An 18,868-nucleotide genomic window follows, 5' to 3' on the forward strand; every position below is an offset into this window, starting at 1 on the left:
CCGGCGTGCGCAGGCTGGTACGTCGGCCCGCGCGCGCCGCCGCGGGCGCCGTGCCCTCTGTCCCCCGACCCACGGGGGGGGGGGAGGGGTTCCGCGGCGCGGAACCCCTCCCCACCCCCTTGCGCGTCCGGTTCCGGGGTAGGTCCGGGGTGTACGGAACCCGGCCCGCCGAGGACTGTGCCGTGTCTCACAACACGGCCCCGCGTCCGGTTGGGCTCCGACAAGTGCAAAGATGGACCCTTGGCAGGACAGGGCCCCAACCGGGCCGAAGCACTTAGAGCGGCCGTGACCAGCCGCCGACCGGTCGGACGAGACCGGCGTGGCGCACATGCATGGAGGACGTGACGTGGCGAACGACGCCAGCACCGTTTTCGACCTAGTGATCCTCGGCGGCGGTAGCGGCGGGTACGCCGCGGCGCTGCGCGGGGCTCAGCTGGGCCTTGACGTCGCCCTGATCGAGAAGGACAAGGTCGGCGGCACCTGCCTGCACAAGGGTTGCATCCCGACCAAGGCCCTCCTCCACGCCGGCGAGATCGCCGACCAGGCGCGGGAGAGCGAGCAGTTCGGTGTCAAGGCGACCTTCGAGGGCATCGACGTCCCGGCCGTCATGAAGTACAAGGACGAGGTCATCTCGGGCCTGTACAAGGGTCTGCAGGGCCTGGTCGCCTCCCGCAAGGTGACCTACATCGAGGGCGAGGGCCGTCTCTCCTCCCCGACCTCGGTGGACGTGAACGGACAGCGGATCCAGGGCCGCCACGTCCTGCTGGCGACCGGCTCCGTGCCGAAGTCGCTGCCGGGTCTGGAGATCGACGGCAACCGGATCATCTCCTCGGACCACGCGCTGGTCCTGGACCGCGTTCCGCAGTCCGCGATCATCCTGGGCGGCGGCGTCATCGGCGTCGAGTTCGCCTCGGCGTGGAAGTCGTTCGGCTCCGAGGTCACGATCATCGAGGGCATGAAGCACCTCGTGCCGGTCGAGGACGAGAACAGCTCCAAGCTGCTCGAGCGCGCCTTCCGCAAGCGCGGCATCAAGTTCAACCTGGGCACCTTCTTCCAGAAGGCGGAGTACACCCAGAACGGCGTCAAGGTCACCCTGGCGGACGGCAAGGAGTTCGAGGCCGAGGTCCTCCTCGTCGCCGTCGGCCGTGGCCCGGTCTCGCAGGGCCTGGGCTACGAGGAGCAGGGCGTCGCGATGGACCGCGGCTACGTCCTGGTCGACGAGTACATGCGCACCAACGTCCCGACCATCTCCGCGGTCGGCGACCTGGTGCCCACCCTCCAGCTCGCGCACGTCGGCTTCGCCGAGGGCATCCTGGTGGCGGAGCGTCTGGCCGGCCTCAAGGCCGTCCCGGTCGACTACGACGGTGTGCCGCGCGTGACGTACTGCCACCCGGAGGTCGCCTCCGTCGGCATCACCGAGGCCAAGGCCAAGGAGATCTACGGCGCGGACAAGGTCGTCGCTCTGAAGTACAACCTGGCGGGCAACGGCAAGAGCAAGATCCTCAAGACCGCGGGCGAGATCAAGCTCGTCCAGGTGAAGGACGGCGCCGTGGTCGGCGTCCACATGGTGGGCGACCGCATGGGCGAGCAGGTCGGCGAGGCCCAGCTGATCTACAACTGGGAGGCGCTGCCGGCCGAGGTCGCGCAGCTCATCCACGCCCACCCGACGCAGAACGAGGCGCTGGGCGAGGCCCACCTCGCGCTGGCCGGCAAGCCGCTGCACGCGCACGACTGATCACCGCCGGGCGACCGAACAGACTTCCGTACTTCCGTTAAGGAGCAACCGAAACCATGGCGGTTTCCGTAACCCTTCCGGCGCTCGGCGAGAGCGTCACCGAGGGCACCGTCACCCGTTGGCTGAAGGCCGAGGGTGAGAAGGTCGAGGCCGACGAGCCGCTGCTCGAGGTCTCGACCGACAAGGTCGACACCGAGATCCCCTCGCCCGTGTCCGGCATCCTGTCCTCCATCAAGGTGGCCGAGGACGAGACGGTCGAGGTCGGCGCCGAGCTGGCCCTGATCGACGACGGCTCCGGCGCCCCGGCCGAGCAGACCGCTCCGGCCCAGGAGGCCGCCCCGGCCGCCGAGCCGGTCCAGGCGCCCGAGACCACCCCCTCCCCGGACCAGTCCGAGCCGGCCCCCGCCCCGACCGCCGAGGCGGCCGCCGGCGGCGGCTCCGCCGAGGGCACCGACGTGGTGCTCCCGGCGCTCGGCGAGTCCGTCACCGAGGGCACCGTCACCCGCTGGCTGAAGCAGGTCGGCGAGTCCGTCGAGGCCGACGAGCCGCTGCTCGAGGTCTCCACGGACAAGGTCGACACCGAGATCCCGGCGCCCGCCTCCGGCACGCTGCTGGAGATCGTGGTGAACGAGGACGAGACGGCCGAGGTGGGCGCCAAGCTGGCCGTCATCGGCACCCCGGGCTCGGCCCCGGCCGCCGCCGCTCCCGAGGCCCCGGCCGCCCCGGCCCCGGCTCCGGAGCCCACCCCGGCCCCCGCCGCCCCGGCCCCGGCCCCGGCGGCTCCCGCCCCGGCCCCCGCTGCCGCCGCCCCCGCGCCGGCCCAGGCTCCGGCTCCGGCCGCTCCGGCCCCGACCCCCGCCGCGCAGGCTCCGGCCGCTCCGGCGGCGCCCTCCGGCGCCGGTGCGAGCGACGCCTACGTGACCCCGCTGGTGCGCAAGCTCGCCTCGGAGAACGGCGTCGACCTGGGCTCCGTCAAGGGCACCGGCGTCGGCGGCCGCATCCGCAAGCAGGACGTGCTGGCCGCCGCCGAGGCCGCCAAGGCCGCGGCGCAGGCTCCGGCCGCCGCCCCGGCCGCGCCGGCCGCCAAGAAGGCCCCGGCCCTCGAGGCGTCCCCGCTGCGCGGTCAGACCGTGAAGATGCCGCGGATCCGCAAGGTCATCGGCGACAACATGGTCAAGGCCCTGCGCGAGCAGGCCCAGCTCTCCTCGGTGGTCGAGGTCGACGTCACCCGCCTGATGCGCCTGCGCAACCAGGCCAAGGACGGCTTCCTGGCCCGTGAGGGCGTCAAGCTCTCCCCGATGCCGTTCTTCGTGAAGGCGGCGGCCCAGGCGCTGAAGGCCCACCCGGTCATCAACGCCCGGATCAACGAGGCCGAGGGCACGATCACCTACTTCGACACCGAGAACATCGGTATCGCGGTGGACGCCGAGAAGGGCCTGATGACCCCGGTCATCAAGAACGCCGGCGGTCTCAACCTGGCCGGCATCGCCAAGGCCACGGCGGAGCTCGCGGGCAAGGTGCGCGCCAACAAGATCACCCCGGACGAGCTGGCCGGCGGCACCTTCTCGATCAGCAACACCGGTTCGCGCGGTGCGCTGTTCGACACGATCATCGTTCCGCCGAACCAGGTCGCGATCCTGGGCATCGGCGCCACGGTGAAGCGTCCGGCCGTCATCGAGACCGAGGACGGCCCGGTCATCGCGGTCCGAGACATGACCTACCTGACGCTCTCCTACGACCACCGTCTGGTGGACGGCGCGGACGCCGCCCGCTACCTGACCGCGGTCAAGGCGATCCTGGAGGCCGGCGAGTTCGAGGTCGAGCTCGGCCTGTGACTCCGCCGCCCGCGTGACGGCGCCCCCGCCCGGATCCCGGGCGGGGGCGCCGTCGCGTGAAGGCCGGGTGAAACGCACGTCAAACGGAGGTCAAGAAGACTCCCGGACTGCGGGGAACCGCCCGGCGAAATGCCCGTCGCGTGGTGTAAGCCTCGTCTCACCTGCGTCTCAGCGCCCGGATGTGCCTCGGCAGACACGCTCCGCAGCCGTATTGTCTAAGCGTCTAACGCCCCCGGGGGCCCTGGCCGCAGGTCGCCCCTGCCCGAAGGAGCCTCCATGACCGCGCCCGTCATCCACTCGCTGCGCGAACAGATCCGCGAGCACATCGTGGAGGGAATCGTCAGCGGTCGCTGGAAGCCGGGCGAGCGCATCGTGGAGCGGCGGATCGCCACCGAGCTGGAGGTCAGCCAGACGCCCGTCCGCGAGGCCCTGCGGGAGCTGGAGTCGCTGCGGCTGATCGAGTCCGCCCCCAACAAGGGCGTGCGGGTGCGCAGTCTGACGGCCGCCGACCTGGAGGAGAGCTACCCGGTGCGGGCCGGCCTGGAGGCCATCGCGGCCGAGCTGGCGGCGGAACGTCTCGGGGACGACTGCTCGGTCCTGGCCCCGCACGTGGAGGCCCTGCACGAGGCCGACCGGCTGGCCGACGCGGCGGGCCAGGTGCGGCACACGGTGGCCTTCCACCGCGAGATGGTGCGGGCGGCCGGCAACTCGGTCCTGCTGCACACCTGGGAGGGGCTGGGCATCGAGGTGTTCACGGCCCTGTCGATCCGCTGGCTGGGGACCGTGCAGCAGTCCTTCGCCGAGGAGCACGAGGAGCTGGTGGCCGCCTTCCGCCGCCGCGACCCCCGGATCGCCGACCTCGTGAAGGCCCACGTCCTGGGCTGCGCACCGCGTCCGGACGCCGCCGCCTGAGCGCCCCACTCCCCATTCGAGCGGTTCTCCACCCCGCCTGACCTGCGATTCCACGGCACCCGGTGTCGTAGACCCCGCCAATCTTGTGGCACTGCGTGCCGACTTTCGCCGGTTGGGCAAGTTTTACCACTCATCCCTTTGATCGATCATCGATCAGGGGGTTACAGTCGCCGCGGACCTCTTACCCGAGGTTCCACCCTGCCCTGTCCTGCCAAAGACCCAAGGGCACCCGCATCCGCGCGCACCCGCGCGCACCGCACCCCTTCGACTGAGGAAGGCGGCGACATGACCGACCCCCACGCCATCGCCCCTAGCGCGCTGGACCAGCTCCCGGACCGCGACCGCGAGGAGACCGCCGAATGGCAGGCCTCCCTGGACGCGGTCACCGAGGCGGCCGGCCCGCACCGTGCCGCGTACCTGATGCGCCGCACCCTGGAGCGTGCAGAGGGGGCCGGGGTCTCGCTGCCCAAGCTCCTCGAGACCGACTACATCAACACCATCCCCACCGCCGCGGAGCCCGAGGTTCCCGGTGACGCGGCGATGGAGGACCGGATCACGGCCTGGAACCGCTGGAACGCGGCCGCCATGGTGACCCGCGGCAGCAAGTACGGCGTCGGCGGCCACATCGCCACCTTCGCCTCTGCGGCCTGGCTCTACGAGACCGGCTTCAACCACTTCTTCAAGGGCAAGGAGTCCCCCGAGGCTCCCGGCTCCGGCGACCAGATCTACGTGCAGGGCCACGCCTCCCCCGGCGTCTACGCCCGCGCCTTCCTGGACGGCCGCCTCACCGAGGCGCACCTGGACAACTTCCGTCGTGAGTCCGGCGGCGAGGGCCTGCCCTCCTACCCGCACCCGCGCCGTCTGCCCTGGCTGTGGGAGTTCCCCACCGTCTCCATGGGCCTGGGCCCGCTGTCCGCGATCTACCAGGCGCGGTTCAACCGCTACCTGACCAACCGCGGCATCAAGGACGTCTCCGCCTCGCACGTGTGGGCGTTCCTCGGCGACGGCGAGATGGACGAGCCGGAGTCGACGGCGGCACTCGCGCTGGCGGCCCGCGAGGGTCTGGACAACCTGACCTTCGTCATCAACTGCAACCTGCAGCGCCTCGACGGCCCGGTCCGCGCCAACTTCAAGATCGTGCAGGAGCTGGAGGCCCAGTTCCGCGGCGCCGGCTGGAACGTCGTGAAGTCGCTGTGGGGCTCCGCCTGGGACGAGCTGCTCCAGCTCGACACCACGGGCGCGCTGGTGCGCCGGCTGCGCGAGGTCCCGGACGCCCAGGTCCAGACGTACCAGACCCGGGACGCCGCCTACATCCGCGAGGACTTCTTCGGCAAGGACCCGGCGCTCGCCGAGATGGCGAAGCTGCTGAGCGACGACAAGATCCTCGACGTCTTCCACTTCTCCCGCGGCGGCCACGAGCCCCGCAAGGTGTACGCCGCGTACAAGGCGGCCGTGGAGTTCAAGGGCGCCCCGACGGTGATCCTGGCGCAGACGGTCAAGGGCCACACGCTCGGCGAGGGCTTCGCGTCCAAGAACGCCAACCACCAGATGAAGAAGCTCTCCACCGACGAGTTCAAGGCGATGCGCGACCGCCTGGACCTGCCGATCAAGGACAGCGACTTCGTCGACGGCGTCGTCCCCTACGGCCACCCGGGCGAGAACTCCGCCGAGGTGCGCTACCTGCAGGAGCGCCGCGCGGCGCTCGGCGGTCCGGCCCCGGCCCGCCGCGTCCACCCGCTGGCCCCGCTGCCGGCCCCCGCGGAAAAGGCGTTCACCTCCTTCGACAAGGGCTCCGGCTCGCAGAACGTCGCCACCACGATGGCGTTCGTCCGCCTGGTCAAGGACCTGGTCCGCGACAAGGAGACCGGGAAGCGCTGGGTGCCGATCGTCCCCGACGAGGCGCGCACCTTCGGCATGGAGTCGCTCTTCCCGTCGCTCGGCATCTACTCCCCCAAGGGGCAGACGTACGAGCCGGTCGACCGCGACCAGCTGATGTACTACAAGGAGGCCAAGAACGGCCAGATCCTCAACGAGGGGATCACCGAGGCCGGTTCGATGGCCGACTTCATCGCCGCCGCGACCGCGTACTCCACGCACGGCGAGGCGATGATCCCGTTCTACATCTTCTACTCGATGTTCGGCTGGCAGCGCACGGCCGACCAGATGTGGCAGCTCGGCGACCAGCTCGGCCGCGGCTTCCTCGTCGGCGCGACCGCCGGCCGCACCACGCTGACCGGTGAGGGCCTTCAGCACGCCGACGGCCACTCCCCGGTCATCGCGGCCACCAACCCGGCCGCCCTGTCCTACGACCCGGCCTTCGCCTACGAGGTCGCGGCCATCGTCAAGGAGGGTCTGCGCCGCATGTACGGCGAGGCCGCGCCGGGTGAGGACCAGGATGTCTTCTACTACCTGACCGTCTACAACGAGCCGCTGCCGCAGCCGGCCAAGCCGGCCGTCGGCGGGATCGACGAGGGCATCGTCAAGGGCCTGTACCGCTTCAACACGGCGGAGACCTCCGGCCTCAGCCCGGCGGCCAACGCCCCGCGCATCCAGCTGCTGGGCTCCGGCACGGCGATCCACTGGGCGCTCAAGGCCCAGCGGATGCTCTCCGAGGACTGGGGTGTGGCCGCCGACGTGTGGTCCGCGACGTCCTGGACGGAGCTGCGCCGCGACGCGCTGGAGGCCGACGAGGCCCTGCTGCGCGGCGAGGAGCGGGTGCCGTTCGTCCGCCAGGCGCTGGCCGGAGCCCAGGGCCCGGTGCTCGCCGTGTCCGACTACATGCGCCAGGTCCCGGACCAGATCGCGCAGTGGGTGGAGCAGGACTGGTCCTCGCTGGGCGCGGACGGCTTCGGCCTCTCCGACACCCGTGACGCGGCCCGCCGCCACTTCGGCGTCGACGCCGAGTCGATCGTGGTCGCCGCGCTGGCCCAGCTCGCCCGCCGCGGCGAGGTCAAGGCCACGGCCGTCAAGGAGGCCCGCGAGCGGTACGGCCTGTAAAGGTCCGGTGCCGATCCGGGGTTGATCGAGCAATGACGGAGGGGGACGGCGGGATTCCGCCGTCCCCCTCCGTCGTGCCCGGGTGCGACCGGGGGTTCCAGGCACGATGCTTGGTTCCGTGATGGACGAAGCGGAGTTCTGGCAACTGGTGGACGGCGCCCGCGAGGAGGCCGAGGGCGATCCGGAGGAGCAGGCCGACCTCCTGGTGGAGCGGCTGGTGCGGCTCGACCCGGAGTCGGTGCTCGACTTCGCCCGCCACTTCGAGTCGCGCTACGACCGCGCCTTCCGTCAGGACCTGTGGGGCGCCGCCTCGATCCTGCTGGACGGCGCCGACGACGACGCCTTCGACCGGTTCCGCTGCTGGCTCATCGGCCAGGGCCGTGAGGTCTTCGAGGGCGCGCTGCACGACCCGGACGCCCTCGCGGACCTCCTGGACGACTTCGACGAGGAGATCGACGGCGACGGCGAGGAGCTGGGGTACGCGGCGGACGAGGCGTACGAGCAGCTGACCGGCCTGGTCACCCCCGACCTCGGCCTGTCCGCCCCGCCCCCGCGGCCGCAGGGCGAGCCGCTCGACCTGGGGGACGACGAGGCCCTTGCGGAGCGGTTCCCGCGCCTGTGGGAGCGCTTCGTCGAGGGGGACGAGGACTGAAACCGAGCGCCGTCCTCACGCGGGCCGTCCCGGCGGCCGCGTGGGGGTGCCCTGCGCGCGGGCGGCACCCCTCGCCCGGGCCGCTCCCCCGTCGGCGGAGCACCCGCGGGCCGCTCCCTTGCCGGCGGTGCACCCGCGGGCCGCTCTCCCGTCGGCCGTGCTCCCGCGGGCCGCTCCCCCGTCGGCGGAGCACCCGCGGGCCGCTCCGCTGCCTGCGGCCCTCGCCCGGGCCGGCTGCCCGCCGCCCGTCCTCACGTCTGCCGTCCCTGGAGCTGCGCGGCGCGCTCCCGGATCAGCGGCAGGTGGGCCTTGAGCGCCGCCCCGGGGCACGTCGTCCGATACCCGTCGTCGTGCCCGGCGATCGCCGGCAGCTCCGCCGTCTCGCCCTTCTCGAACCGGCTCTGCCCGTTGCTGGACACCAGCCGCACGTCGCCCCGCGGGTCGACGTCGGACAGCCCCAGCTTCCAGGCCGCGAGCCGCGCGATGGCCTCGGTCATCGCCTGGGGCACCTCGGCGCCCTGGGTGAAGGTGCCGATGGCGGCGACGCCGACGGTGCGGTGGTTGAACCCCTGCGTGTGCGCGCCGGTCACCGCGCGCCCGGAGCCGCCGGCCCGGCCCTCGTAGATCGTGCCGCAGCGGTCGACCAGGAAGTTGTAGCCGATGTCGTCCCAGTGCCGGCCGGCCGTCTGGTCGGCGCTGATGGCGCGGATGATGCCCGGACTGTCGGCGCAGTCGTAGCCGTTGGGCGAGTCGGTGTGGTGCACGAAGACGGCGACCACCTTGTCGTCGTACTTCGGCGGCGGCTTGGTCCGCTCGCGCTCCCGGTCCTGCGCGGCCTCCCGGGCGTGCCGCTCGTCGCCCGGCTTGAGCCAGGCCGACCGCGGCACGATCTTCGGCTGGGGTGCGCCGTACCGGGGCCCGCTGGGTGCGGCCGGCCCGCGCGGCATCGCCCGGTCCTCGCTCTGCCCCTGCAGCACCAGCACGAACAGCAGCACCATCACGGCGATCAGCGGCGGCGCCACCACCTCGAGGCTCGGCCGCCCACGCTTGCCACCACACCCCCCGCGCCGCCTCGGCCCACGGGGCCCCCGGCCCTGGCCCAGCCTCCGGAACAGCTCCCGGCCACGGGCCACGACCTCGGCGGATATACGGGAGGCGCGCATGCGTCCACTCTCCGCGCCGCCCGGGACAGCCGCGATCGGTGAGGTCCGCGCGGGTGACGGGAGCGGCCGGGGTGCGCGGGCCGGAACGGAACGCCCCCGGGAGGCGAGACGTGGCGCATCGGTCCGTGCGGGGAGGCTCGCGGGCGCGAAGGCGGGGGACGCGGGAGCCCCGGGCCCCGCCCGGCCCCGGCTCGGCCCGGGTCAGACGGGCTGCGTCAGGGCCTTCCTCAGGCGCTCCAGGCGGAGGCGGTTCTCCGGCAGCTGGTCCGGGTCGTCGATCGGTACGCGCACGGAGATCTGGGTCGAGGGCATGTCGTGCACCGTCACCTCCAGCGGGTCCTCCGGCACCACCTCCAGCCAGGCGCTGCGGTCACCGGCCGGCCACTCGACGCCCCATGCGACCTCGTCGGTTACGTCCCCGGCCCCGGCCTCGGCCTCCGGCGCTTCGAGCGCGTCGAGGCAGCGCTCCCACTCGTCCAGGTCCTCGAGCGAGACCGTCAGGCCCACCTGCCCGTTCACGAAGCCGCTCCGCACGACGATCCGGGCCTCGTAGTACCGCCCGTCGCCGCTGCCCAGGGGCGCGAGGTGGTCCACCTCGACGGCCACGCTCTGCGCCCGGTCCTGGAACCGCAGCAGGGCGAGCGTCGCCGGGGTGCGGCCGTCGGCCGTCACAGGAAGCGGCCCATCAGGACGTCGTCGACGTACTTGCCGTCGAGCAGCATCTCCTCGGGGAGGATGCCCTCGACGGTGTAGCCGAGGGAGGAGTAGAGGGCGCGGGCGCGGGCGTTGTGGCCGAGGACGCGGAGGGTGAGGCGGCGGGCGCCCCGGCGGCGGGCCTCGTCCTCGGCGGCGCGCATCAGGGCCTTGCCGAGTCCGAGACCGCGGGCGCGCTCGGCGATGGCCAACCCCTGGATCTGCTGCACGTGGGCGTTGGCCTCCAGCGGGGTGGAGGGGCTCACCCGGACGTAACCGACGACCTCGCCGTGGAGCTCGCCCACCAGGATGTCGCCCACCGGCTGGCGTTCGCCGAAGAAGGGGCGGCCGGGCGGGGGCGGCGGCGTCACGGCGTGGACGGTGGACCAGGTCTCGCGGTCCAGGCGGGACAACGCCTCGTCGTCCTCCGCGCGGGCGGGACGGATCTGGGGACCTCGGTCATCGCTGGTTGACATGGCCGCACTCTACGGCGGGACCCGCCCGGCCGGGAAAGCGGTTTCGGGCGTCACTCCCGCGCCGGGGCCCTCACGTCCTGCACGATGGCCCCATGGAAGCGGGCGGAGCGGGCGGAGCGGGCGGACGGGGCGGGACCGAGCGTGGCTGGACCATCGCCGTGGCGGGGGCCTCGGGCCTGATCGGCGGCGCGTTGGCCAGGTCGCTGGAGGCGGACGGGCACCGGGTGCGGCGGCTGGTGCGGCGGGAGCCAAGAGGCGGGGAGGAGATCCGCTGGGACCCCCGCTCCGGCCGGCTCGACCCCGCCGCGCTCGCCGGCTGCGACGCGGTGGTGAACCTGGCGGGCGCGGGCGTCGGCGACAAGCGTTGGACGGAGGCGTACAAGCGGGAGATCCGCGACAGCCGGGTCCAGGGGACGACGGCGCTGGCGGGCGCGATGGCCGCCATGGACACCCCGCCGAAGGTGTTCCTCAACGGCAGCGCGATCGGCTACTACGGCGAGACCGGCGACCGCGCCGTGGACGAGAGCGCGCCGCACGGACGGGGTTTCCTGCCGGAGCTGACCGTGGAGTGGGAGGCGGCGACCGAGCCGGCCCGATCGGCGGGCGTGCGGACGGTGCTGCCCCGCACCGGCCTGGTGGTGGCCCGGCAGGGCGGGGCGTGGGGGCGGCTGTTCCCCCTGTTCCGGGCGGGACTCGGCGGACGGCTCGGGGACGGCCGGCAGTACTGGTCGTTCGTGGCGCTGCGGGACGAGATCGACGCCCTGCGGCACCTGCTGCTGACCCCCGGCCTCCAGGGCCCGTTCAACGTCACGGCCCCGGCCCCGGCGACGAACCGGGAGGTGACCGCCGCGATGGCGAAGGTGCTGCGGCGGCCGGCGGTGTTCGCGGTGCCCGCCCCGGTGCTGCGGACCGTGCTGGGCGGAATGAGCCAGGACGTGCTGGGCAGCGCGCGGGTGCTTCCGGCGCGACTGCGCGAGTCCGGGTTCGTCTTCTCCTGCCCCGACGTGGAGTCGGCGGTACGGGCGGCGCTGCGGGACTGATCGCCCGGCCGCAACGGAGTACGGGCGCCGGGACGGAGCGCGGGGGCCTGAACGGAGCGCGGGGGCGCGAGGGGGCGTGCCACCGTCGTGCCACCGTGCTCGGTGCGTGCGCACAGCGCGCTCGAGAACGACTGGACCTAACCTCGATTGGGACCGAACTCGGGTATTCCGGGAGGAAGTTGGGGGCATCACGTCTCCAGCGGCCGCGCAACCTCGAGGAGGGGCACGTGCTTCAGCCCGTACAGAAGGCGGATGTCGTCGTCGTGGGAGCCGGAGTCGCCGGACTCTCGGCGGCTCTGCGGCTGACCGCGGCAGGCGTCAGCACCGCAGTCCTGGAGGCCGCCCCGTTCGTGGGCGGCAGGATGTCGACGGAGAAGGTGGACGGCTTCCGGCTGGACCGGATCGGTCAGTTGTTGTTCACCTCGTATCCCGAACTGTGCACCACCCCCGGTCTCGACGACCTGGTGCTGCGCCCCTTCGCCCCGGGGGTCCTGGTGCACAGCGCGGGCCGCCGTCACCACGCCGGCGGGCCCGAAGGGGCCCCGGGGGGCGCACGGGAGGCGTGCGAGGCGCACGAAGGGGAGCACGGGAGCGCGTACGGCGGGTCGGCGGCCTTGGACCGAAGCCGCTGGAACGTTTCCGCAGCGGCTTCGGGGCCGGACGGCGCACTCGCCACGGTCGCGCCCCCCGCTCCGCCCGTCTTCCCCGCGCAGCCCACCCGGCCGGGGGCTCCGGCGAGGACGCGCGCCGGGGCGGTGGCCGCGATCCGGATGACCGGCCTGCGGGCCCGCCGGCCGCGGCTGGGCCGGATCCGTCCGCGTCCTGGGTGGCGGACGCCCCTCGTGTGCGGGCCGCTCGGCGGGGCGGGCGACCGCGCCCGTCTCGCCTCGGCGCTCGCCGGGATCGCCGCCACGCCCGTGGACCGGCTGCTGGCCCGTGCCGGGATGCCGGCCGCCGAGGCCCTGTCGGCGCGCGGCGTCCCCGCGTCCGCCGTGGACGGTTTCCTGCGCCCGCTGCTGGCCGCGCTGCTCTGCGACCCGGAGCTGGCCGGGTCGAGCCGGTGCGCCGACCTGGCGCTGCGCGCCTGGGCGACCGGGCGGCCGTGCGTGCCGGAAGGGGGCGCGGAGGTGCTTCCGGAACTGCTGGCGCACGCCCTGCCGCCGGGCACGCTGCACACCGGGGTACGGGTCACCTCCGTCTCCACCACCTCGGTGACCACGGCCGAGCACGGCGAGTTCGCCTGCCGGGCGGTACTGCTGGCCACCGACGCGCGGACCGCCGCGGAGCTGCTGCCCGGGCTGCGTGTCCCAAACTTCCACCAGGTCACGGTGGTCCACCACACCACCACCGAGGCGCCGGACACGGGCGCCTTCCTGCTCCTGGACGCCGAGCGCGGCGGGCCCGTGGCGCACACGGCGGTCGTCAGCCACGTCGACCCGACCCGCGCGCCGGCCGGCCGCGCGCTGATCTCCTCCACCCTGCTGGGCCCACCACCCGAGGACGTGGACGGAGCGGCCCGGGACCACCTGGCGCGGCTGTACGGGGTGTCGACACGGGCCTGGGAGACCCTGGCGGTGCACCGCACGACCGAGGCGGTGCCGGTGATACGCCCGTCGCACGCCCCCCGGCGTTCCGTGCGGCTGCTGGCCGGGCTGTACGTCTGCGGCGACCACCGCGACACCGGCACGGTCCAGGGCGCCCTGCACTCCGGCCACCGGGCCTCCTCGGTCATCCTGCGCGACCTGGGCACGGGCACGGGGCTGCGGCCCGGGGAGCCGGTGCCGCGGGCGCGGGCGGCGTAGCCCGGACCGACGCCGGGTGGGGGGTGCGGTCGTGGGCCGGGCCCTCAGCCGTCAGCCCCCGCCCCGGGTCTCGCCCCCGGCCCTGTCCCCGACCCGGGTCTCGTCCTCGGGGCCGATCTCGTCCTCGGGGGCGACGGCGCGGCCGGTGGCGGGGCAGATCATGCCGCTGCGCAGCCCCTTCGCCCGCAGCACCTCACCGATCCGCGGGATCGCGGCCAGCGTGCTGGGCGCCCAGTCGTGCATCAGGACGACCTGCCCGTCGCCGAGCCGGCCGACCGCCTCCACGATGGCGTCGGCGCTCGCGTCGTCCCAGTCCCGCGTGTCGACGTCCCAGCAGATCTCCGTGAGCCCCGCCTTCGCCACCACGGCCGCGAGGGTCTCGTCGGTGTCCCCGTAGGGCGGGCGGAACAGCCGCGGGGTGCCGCCGCCCGCGGCCGCGAGGGCCTCCTGGGTGCGGGCGATCTCGGACTCCATCTCCGCCGGCTCCAGCCCGGTCATGTACGGGTGGCTGTAGCTGTGGTTGGCGATCCACATCCCGGCGGCGACCTGCGCCCGCACCAGGTCCGGGCGCTCGGTGGCGTGGTTTCCCTGGTTGAACATGGTGGCCCGCAGCCCGGCCTCCCGCAGCGCGTCCAGGAGGGCGGCCGTCCGGTGCGACGGCCCGTCGTCGAAGGTGAGTCCGACGTAACCGCTGCGGGCGCCCGGACCCTGGGACGGGGCGGCCTGCGAGGGGGACGTGCGCATCTACGGGTCTCCTGGTCGGGAGTGGTCGGTGCGGGCGGCGCCGGGGTGCGGGGGCCGGGGGTAAGGCGGCAGGGGCCGCCCGGGTGCGTGAGCACCCGGACGGCCCTTCCACGGTGGCGCCTTTCCTCAGGTTTCCTCAGGCGGGCCGGGCCCGCCTCCTGGTCGGGCCCGGCTGCTCAGGGATCAGGACTCGGCCGGTGCTCCGCGCGGGCTCAGCTCGCGCTGCAGCTGACCGTCGGCCAGGTCCAGGTGCCGTTGGTCTGGATGGTCATGCCCCAGTTGTTGCCGCTGCCGTTGGACTTCGCCACCAGCGTCTGGGCGTCGGGGTAGCTGGCTGAGATGTTCCAGGTCGACAGGACCTTCTCCGGCGACGGGACCTTGACCGTGACGGTCCAGTTGCTGGCGCCGCTGACCGACACGTTGAGGTTGTACCGGTCGCTCCACTTGTCGCCCGCGGACAGGGTCGCCACGCAGCTGCCCGGGTTGGTGGGCGGCGGGGTGGTGGTGCCACCGCCGGGGTTACCGCCGCCGGAGGAACCGCCACGGCTCACCGTGATGTTGGAGCTGCCGCTGCTGTTGTAGCCCTCGGTGGCCATGATCTCGTAGTTGGCGGAGCCGAACTGCAGGCCGGCGTTCCTCCAGGCGTTGAAAATCGTCGACTTGGTGATGGTGCCGCCGGTGCGCTTGGCCTGACGGACCGCGAAGTACTGGGTGAAGGTCTTGGTGCCCTCGATGGACGGAGCGTTGGTGCGGGTGGCCTTGTACAGGTCGTAGGTGCTGCCGTCCGACTGGACCGAGCCGACGCGGGTGGCTCCGGTGCTGGGGTTGTAGTTGCCCCAGTTCTCGACGATGTACCACTCGACCAGCGGGTTCTGGTACCACCCGTACAGCGCGAGGTAGCAGTTGCCGTTGCAGTTGAACGAGCCCGAGTACGTGACCGAGTCGGTCGCGTTGCCCGGGTTCCAGCCCTTGCCCACGACGATGTTTCTCGCGTTGCTGTTCCAGGTGACGCTGTAGTTGCCGCCCGAGTTCAGGGTCATGGACCCGCCGCTGGCCTCCTGCCAGAACGAGTAGAAGTTGCCCTCGTGGGTGCCGGTGCTGTTGGACGTGATGACCGTGGCCGCGTTCGCCGGGGCGAAGCCGGCCACGTAGGCAAAGAAGGCCACGATGAGAACGGCAGCACTGCGGACCGCGTTGGGAACTCTGCGGCGTGTACGGCCGACGGGGTGAACGTAACTGTTCATCCGTCAATCCTCCTTCAGAGGTGGGGGATGGCGACTGATGACCAGTGTGGAGAGACGTGGATCGGTGTCAATTGTTTCGGTAGAACTTTCGAAATCATTCGGCAACACACCCCACCCCAACCACCCCTCCGACAACGCACTTAGAGCCCTCCCGAGCACCCCCTCCCTCGCGAAGATCGTCGACCATCCTCCGACCGGATCTCCGAGGCAGTGGCCGCAATCCGAAAGTTTCGGTCTGTTTGCGCAACTCCAGGCGGACACCCCGGCACAGGCCTCTCGGCGACGGCCCGGCCACCCGGATCGTCGACCGCGGTCCGGGCCGCACGGAAAGGCCGTGGGGGCAGCCCCGCACGGGTCGGTGCCGTCCGGCACGTCAACGCGGCGCCGGCGCAGGGGCGGCGGAATGCCGGACATGTACCAATCATGCTGGACGCCGAGCCGAGGAAGACGTTCGACGTGTGGTCCGGCCATCCGGACACCCGGACCGGCCCGCTCGTCGAGCAGTCCTGGCCGACAGCACGCCTGGTGTCGCCCGTCCAGGACGGCAGGTGGCACTCAGAAGGGAGGTTCGAGATCGCCGCGGCCGTCGCTGTGCGGCCTCTGGTGCCGGCGCGCCTCCCGGAGCGGTGCGGGGTCGGGAACGTCGTGGCCCCATGCCTCGAGTGCCTTCCAGGCGACGCGCCGGTTGGGGTCGTGGCCGCTGGTGTCCAGGACGGTGCGCGCGTGCACGGCGAGAGGATCGCGATGCCCGGCCAGGGCGGGGTGTTCGGCGAGGAGGAGCGCGGCGAGGAGGCCGGCCGGTGACCGGTAGTGGGCGACAGGGCTTGAGCTCAGCCGGTCATGAGTCAGAGCGGTGCGCAGGCGGCGGCGTTCTTCCGGGACGTCGTCCGGAGCGAAGTCGTCTGGTTCGTCAGGGACGACGGCGGAATCCCGGCCGTCCGGGAGTCCGACGGGACCCGGTGCCTTCCCTTCTGGTCGACGTCGGCCCGGGCGGAGAGGGCGGCGAGGATCTGGGGGCAGGGGCTGTGGGTTGCGTCCATGCCCGTGGAGTCGTGGCGCGACGTCGAACTGCCCGACGCGGTCGAGCAGGGGCGGCGGATCGGGATCAACTGGAGCGGCCCGCGCCTCGTCGGGTGGAGCTTCACGCCGGAGGAAGTCTCGGCCCGGCTGACGGCGGCCGAGTGAGCGCCGCGTTGCGGTCCCCGCGTGTTCCCCGCCGCTGCCGCCGGCTCCCGGTGGTTCCTCCAGCACAGGCAACGGTGGCTCGACCGGGAATGGCCGTCCGGGCCTCCCCCCGCGCCCGGGGGCATGCGGATATGGGTTTGCTTCCCGTCGGCCGTCCTGCGATCGTGAGGACGTGCCGGAGGACCTGAGGACGCAGCCGGCGGCGCTGGTCACGAAGTGGTCGGCCGGGTCGATCCGGATCACGAGCCGCAGGCTCACCGCCGACGAGATCTCGGGCCGGCTGAGGATCGCCGCGGACCAGCAGTTCGAGCGGGACAGCCCCATGAGCCCCCGCAATCCGACCGGTGCCCGACGGGAGACCAGCGTCTGGCTCAAGCGAAGCGGACTGCCCGATGACACCGACCTCGCGGACCACGTGCGTGCGCTGGTCGCACTGGTCGACGGGCGCCGCGAGGAGCTGGCGACCCTGTCGACCGACTGTGACCTGGAGCTGCGTCTCGGCTTCGGCAGCGAGAACGGCCAGGGAGGCTGCGTCCTGCCCGCCGGCCTGCTCTCCGAGGTCGGTGCACTCGGGTGGGACATCGTGCTCGACCTCTATCCACCCGAGCCGGCCGATCCCGACCGACGACGAGAGCCAGGCAGCCGCGTGAGCACGGCAAGCGGCCCTTGACGCCGCCCGTGGGCGAGTGGCCGCGCGGCAAGCAGTCCCCCGACGACCGTGGGCCGTGCCCTCCCCCTGACGGGAAGGGCACGGCCCACGGCCCAGGTACGGCCCAGAGCACTGCTCACGTGCTCTGACCTCGCACGAGGTTCTTAGATGTCGTAGTACAGCTCGAACTCGTGCGGGTGCGGGCGCAGCGCGATCGGGGCGATCTCGTTGGTGCGCTTGTAGTCGATCCACGTCTCGATCAGGTCCGGCGTGAAGACGTCGCCCTGGAGGAGGTACTCGTGGTCGGCCTCGAGGGCGTCGAGGACGGCGCCGAGGGAGGTCGGGACCTGCGCGACGTTGGCGTGCTCCTCGGGAGCCAGCTCGTAGAGGTCCTTGTCGATCGGCTCGGCCGGCTCGATCTTGTTCTTGATGCCGTCCAGGCCGGCCATCATCAGCGCGGAGAAGGCCAGGTACGGGTTGCCGGAGGAGTCGGGCGCGCGGAACTCGACGCGCTTGGCCTTCGGGTTGGCGCCGGTGATCGGGATGCGCATCGCGGCGGAGCGGTTGCGCTGCGAGTACACCAGGTTGATCGGGGCCTCGAAGCCGGGCACCAGGCGGTGGTAGGAGTTCACCGTCGGGTTGGTGAAGGCCAGCAGCGACGGGGCGTGCTTGAGGATGCCGCCGATGTAGTGGCGGGCCATGTCGGACAGACCCGCGTAGCCGGTCTCGTCGTAGAACAGCGGCTGGCCGGCGGTCCACAGCGACATGTGGACGTGCATGCCGGAGCCGTTGTCGCCGAAGATCGGCTTGGGCATGAAGGTGGCGGACTTGCCGTTGCGCCAGGCGACGTTCTTGATGATGTACTTGAACAGCATCAGGTCGTCGGCCGCGGCCAGCAGCGTGTTGAACTTGTAGTTGATCTCGGCCTGGCCGGCGGTGCCCACCTCGTGGTGCTGGCGCTCGATCTGGAGACCGGAGGCCTCCAGCTCGAGGGACATCTCGGCGCGCAGGTCGGCGAAGTGGTCGACCGGGGCGACCGGGAAGTAACCGCCCTTGTACTTGACCTTGTAACCACGGTTGTTGTCGGTGGCGCCGGCGTTCCAGGCGCCCGCCTCCGAGTCGATGTGGTAGAAGGCCTGGTTCGCCTCGGTGGAGAAGCGCACCGAGTCGAAGACGTAGAACTCGGCCTCGGGGCCGAAGAAGGCGGTGTCGGCGATGCCGGTGGACGCCAGGTAGGCCTCGGCCTTCTTCGCCACGTTCCGCGGGTCACGGGAGTACTGCTCACCGGTGATCGGGTCGTGGATGAAGAAGTTGATGTTGAGCGTCTTGTCCCGGCGGAAGGGGTCGACACGGGCCGTGCTCAGGTCGGCGCGCAGGGCCATGTCCGACTCGTGGATGGCCTGGAAGCCGCGGATGGAGGACCCGTCGAAGGCCAGCTCCTCGCCCGGGTCGAACGCCCTGGCGGGGATGGTGAAGTGCTGCATCACACCCGGCAGGTCGCAGAAGCGAACGTCAACGAACTTGACGTCCTCATCGGCGATGAACTTCTTGGCCTCGTCGGCGTTCTGGAACATCCAGCTCCTCCTACTCCCGGCCGGTTCCGCCAGGGGTGGTAGTACTTCGCGTGCCAGTGCGGTGACACACGCTGTCTGGGACCCTAGTGATCGGCGATTTCTCGAACATGACTCATTTGTTTCCGGGAAGTTAACCGGCTGATCGACGGCAGCGGCCGCCGGACCGT

Annotated in this window: 15 protein-coding genes and 1 pseudogene; 10 read left to right on the forward strand and 6 right to left on the reverse strand. The window is 72.3% G+C overall.

Features of this window, described 5'->3' with window-relative positions; all coding sequences use genetic code 11:
- The first annotated feature begins 346 nt into the window (after nucleotides 1-346).
- The 5 genes from lpdA (at nucleotide 347) to ACFRAV_RS25905 (ending at nucleotide 8,131) form a co-directional block, all read left to right on the forward strand.
- On the forward strand, nucleotides 347-1,735 hold the full coding sequence (gene lpdA / locus ACFRAV_RS25885; RefSeq protein WP_351114442.1) for a dihydrolipoyl dehydrogenase: 1,389 nt from the start codon (nucleotides 347-349) through the stop codon (nucleotides 1,733-1,735).
- 56 nt (nucleotides 1,736-1,791) lie between these two features.
- Nucleotides 1,792-3,570, forward strand: a complete 1,779-nt coding sequence (gene sucB, locus ACFRAV_RS25890; RefSeq protein WP_382558647.1) for a 2-oxoglutarate dehydrogenase, E2 component, dihydrolipoamide succinyltransferase — start codon at nucleotides 1,792-1,794, stop codon at nucleotides 3,568-3,570.
- 276 nt (nucleotides 3,571-3,846) lie between these two features.
- Nucleotides 3,847-4,482, forward strand: coding sequence for a GntR family transcriptional regulator (locus ACFRAV_RS25895; protein ID WP_382558648.1), 636 nt, complete (start codon nucleotides 3,847-3,849; stop codon nucleotides 4,480-4,482).
- A 285-nt stretch (nucleotides 4,483-4,767) separates the two neighbouring features.
- Nucleotides 4,768-7,479 (forward strand): pyruvate dehydrogenase (acetyl-transferring), homodimeric type, encoded by a 2,712-nt coding sequence (gene aceE / locus ACFRAV_RS25900; RefSeq protein WP_382558649.1) that lies wholly within the window; start codon nucleotides 4,768-4,770, stop codon nucleotides 7,477-7,479.
- 121 nt (nucleotides 7,480-7,600) lie between these two features.
- Nucleotides 7,601-8,131, forward strand: coding sequence for a DUF4240 domain-containing protein (locus ACFRAV_RS25905; RefSeq protein ID WP_351114471.1), 531 nt, complete (start codon nucleotides 7,601-7,603; stop codon nucleotides 8,129-8,131).
- 251 nt (nucleotides 8,132-8,382) lie between these two features.
- Here the strand turns inward: ACFRAV_RS25905 and ACFRAV_RS25910 are convergent, their stop codons facing one another.
- The 3 genes from ACFRAV_RS25910 to ACFRAV_RS25920 all read right to left on the reverse strand — a co-directional run bounded on the left by ACFRAV_RS25910 (nucleotide 8,383) and on the right by ACFRAV_RS25920 (nucleotide 10,463).
- Nucleotides 8,383-9,129: a peptidoglycan recognition protein gene (locus ACFRAV_RS25910; RefSeq protein ID WP_382558673.1), complete on the reverse strand. Its 747-nt coding sequence runs from the start codon at nucleotides 9,127-9,129 to the stop codon at nucleotides 8,383-8,385.
- 366 nt (nucleotides 9,130-9,495) lie between these two features.
- Nucleotides 9,496-9,966 carry a DUF5959 family protein gene (locus tag ACFRAV_RS25915; RefSeq protein WP_382558650.1) on the reverse strand — a complete coding sequence of 157 codons (471 nt, stop codon included), beginning with the start codon at nucleotides 9,964-9,966 and terminating at the stop codon, nucleotides 9,496-9,498.
- Entirely contained in the window at nucleotides 9,963-10,463 is a 501-nt protein-coding gene (locus tag ACFRAV_RS25920; protein ID WP_382558651.1) for a GNAT family N-acetyltransferase, read from the reverse strand. Before ACFRAV_RS25920 ends, ACFRAV_RS25915 begins: the two co-directional genes overlap by 4 nt.
- A 92-nt stretch (nucleotides 10,464-10,555) precedes the next feature.
- Here ACFRAV_RS25920 and ACFRAV_RS25925 point away from each other — a divergent pair, with 92 nt between their 5' ends.
- Both ACFRAV_RS25925 and ACFRAV_RS25930 read left to right on the forward strand, forming a co-directional pair.
- Nucleotides 10,556-11,503 (forward strand): TIGR01777 family oxidoreductase, encoded by a 948-nt coding sequence (locus ACFRAV_RS25925; protein ID WP_382558652.1) that lies wholly within the window; start codon nucleotides 10,556-10,558, stop codon nucleotides 11,501-11,503.
- Nucleotides 11,504-11,730: 227 nt separating this feature from the next.
- A complete protein-coding gene (locus ACFRAV_RS25930) occupies nucleotides 11,731-13,305 on the forward strand; it encodes an FAD-dependent oxidoreductase (protein ID WP_382558653.1) in 1,575 nt (524 codons plus the stop codon).
- A gap of 54 nt (nucleotides 13,306-13,359) precedes the next feature.
- On the opposite strand, the pseudogene ACFRAV_RS25935 reads toward ACFRAV_RS25930, so the two are convergent.
- A pseudogene (locus ACFRAV_RS25935) lies at nucleotides 13,360-14,043 on the reverse strand (polysaccharide deacetylase family protein); the annotation flags it as partial.
- Nucleotides 14,044-14,261: 218 nt separating this feature from the next.
- Nucleotides 14,262-15,293: a glycoside hydrolase family 11 protein gene (locus ACFRAV_RS25940; RefSeq protein WP_382558654.1), complete on the reverse strand. Its 1,032-nt coding sequence runs from the start codon at nucleotides 15,291-15,293 to the stop codon at nucleotides 14,262-14,264.
- A 423-nt stretch (nucleotides 15,294-15,716) separates the two neighbouring features.
- Between ACFRAV_RS25940 and ACFRAV_RS25945 the strand changes: the two genes are divergently transcribed.
- From ACFRAV_RS25945 to ACFRAV_RS25955, 3 genes are all read left to right on the forward strand, one after another.
- The gene (locus tag ACFRAV_RS25945; RefSeq protein ID WP_382558655.1) at nucleotides 15,717-16,097 is read left to right on the forward strand and encodes a hypothetical protein; all 381 of its coding nucleotides are present in this window, start codon (nucleotides 15,717-15,719) and stop codon (nucleotides 16,095-16,097) included.
- A 36-nt stretch (nucleotides 16,098-16,133) separates the two neighbouring features.
- Nucleotides 16,134-16,478: a DUF2750 domain-containing protein gene (locus tag ACFRAV_RS25950; RefSeq protein WP_382558656.1), complete on the forward strand. Its 345-nt coding sequence runs from the start codon at nucleotides 16,134-16,136 to the stop codon at nucleotides 16,476-16,478.
- 172 nt (nucleotides 16,479-16,650) lie between these two features.
- On the forward strand, nucleotides 16,651-17,148 hold the full coding sequence (locus tag ACFRAV_RS25955) for a DUF4279 domain-containing protein (protein ID WP_382558657.1): 498 nt from the start codon (nucleotides 16,651-16,653) through the stop codon (nucleotides 17,146-17,148).
- Between the two features lie 143 nt (nucleotides 17,149-17,291).
- On the opposite strand, the gene glnA is transcribed toward ACFRAV_RS25955, so the two are convergent.
- Complete coding sequence (glnA, locus tag ACFRAV_RS25960) at nucleotides 17,292-18,701, reverse strand: type I glutamate--ammonia ligase (protein ID WP_351114456.1); 1,410 nt, start codon at nucleotides 18,699-18,701, stop codon at nucleotides 17,292-17,294.
- Between the last annotated feature and the right edge of the window lie 167 nt (nucleotides 18,702-18,868).

This window comes from Streptomyces sp. NPDC056600 (assembly GCF_042792855.1).
Taxonomy (GTDB): Bacteria; Actinomycetota; Actinomycetes; order Streptomycetales; family Streptomycetaceae; genus Streptomyces.

Excerpts from the sequence above, each read along its gene's own strand:
- sucB (WP_382558647.1), top strand. The coding sequence starts at position 1,792 with ATGGCGGTTTCCGTAACCCTTCCGGCGCTCGGCGAGAGCGTCACCGAG.
- ACFRAV_RS25950 (WP_382558656.1), top strand. The coding sequence starts at position 16,134 with ATGAGTCAGAGCGGTGCGCAGGCGGCGGCGTTCTTCCGGGACGTCGTC.
- ACFRAV_RS25905 (WP_351114471.1), top strand. The coding sequence starts at position 7,601 with ATGGACGAAGCGGAGTTCTGGCAACTGGTGGACGGCGCCCGCGAGGAG.
- glnA (WP_351114456.1), bottom strand. The coding sequence starts at position 18,701 with ATGTTCCAGAACGCCGACGAGGCCAAGAAGTTCATCGCCGATGAGGAC.
- ACFRAV_RS25895 (WP_382558648.1), top strand. The coding sequence starts at position 3,847 with ATGACCGCGCCCGTCATCCACTCGCTGCGCGAACAGATCCGCGAGCAC.
- ACFRAV_RS25940 (WP_382558654.1), bottom strand. The coding sequence starts at position 15,293 with ATGAACAGTTACGTTCACCCCGTCGGCCGTACACGCCGCAGAGTTCCC.
- ACFRAV_RS25925 (WP_382558652.1), top strand. The coding sequence starts at position 10,556 with ATGGAAGCGGGCGGAGCGGGCGGAGCGGGCGGACGGGGCGGGACCGAG.
- ACFRAV_RS25920 (WP_382558651.1), bottom strand. The coding sequence starts at position 10,463 with ATGTCAACCAGCGATGACCGAGGTCCCCAGATCCGTCCCGCCCGCGCG.
- aceE (WP_382558649.1), top strand. The coding sequence starts at position 4,768 with ATGACCGACCCCCACGCCATCGCCCCTAGCGCGCTGGACCAGCTCCCG.
- ACFRAV_RS25910 (WP_382558673.1), bottom strand. The coding sequence starts at position 9,129 with ATGGTGCTGCTGTTCGTGCTGGTGCTGCAGGGGCAGAGCGAGGACCGG.
- ACFRAV_RS25945 (WP_382558655.1), top strand. The coding sequence starts at position 15,717 with ATGCTGGACGCCGAGCCGAGGAAGACGTTCGACGTGTGGTCCGGCCAT.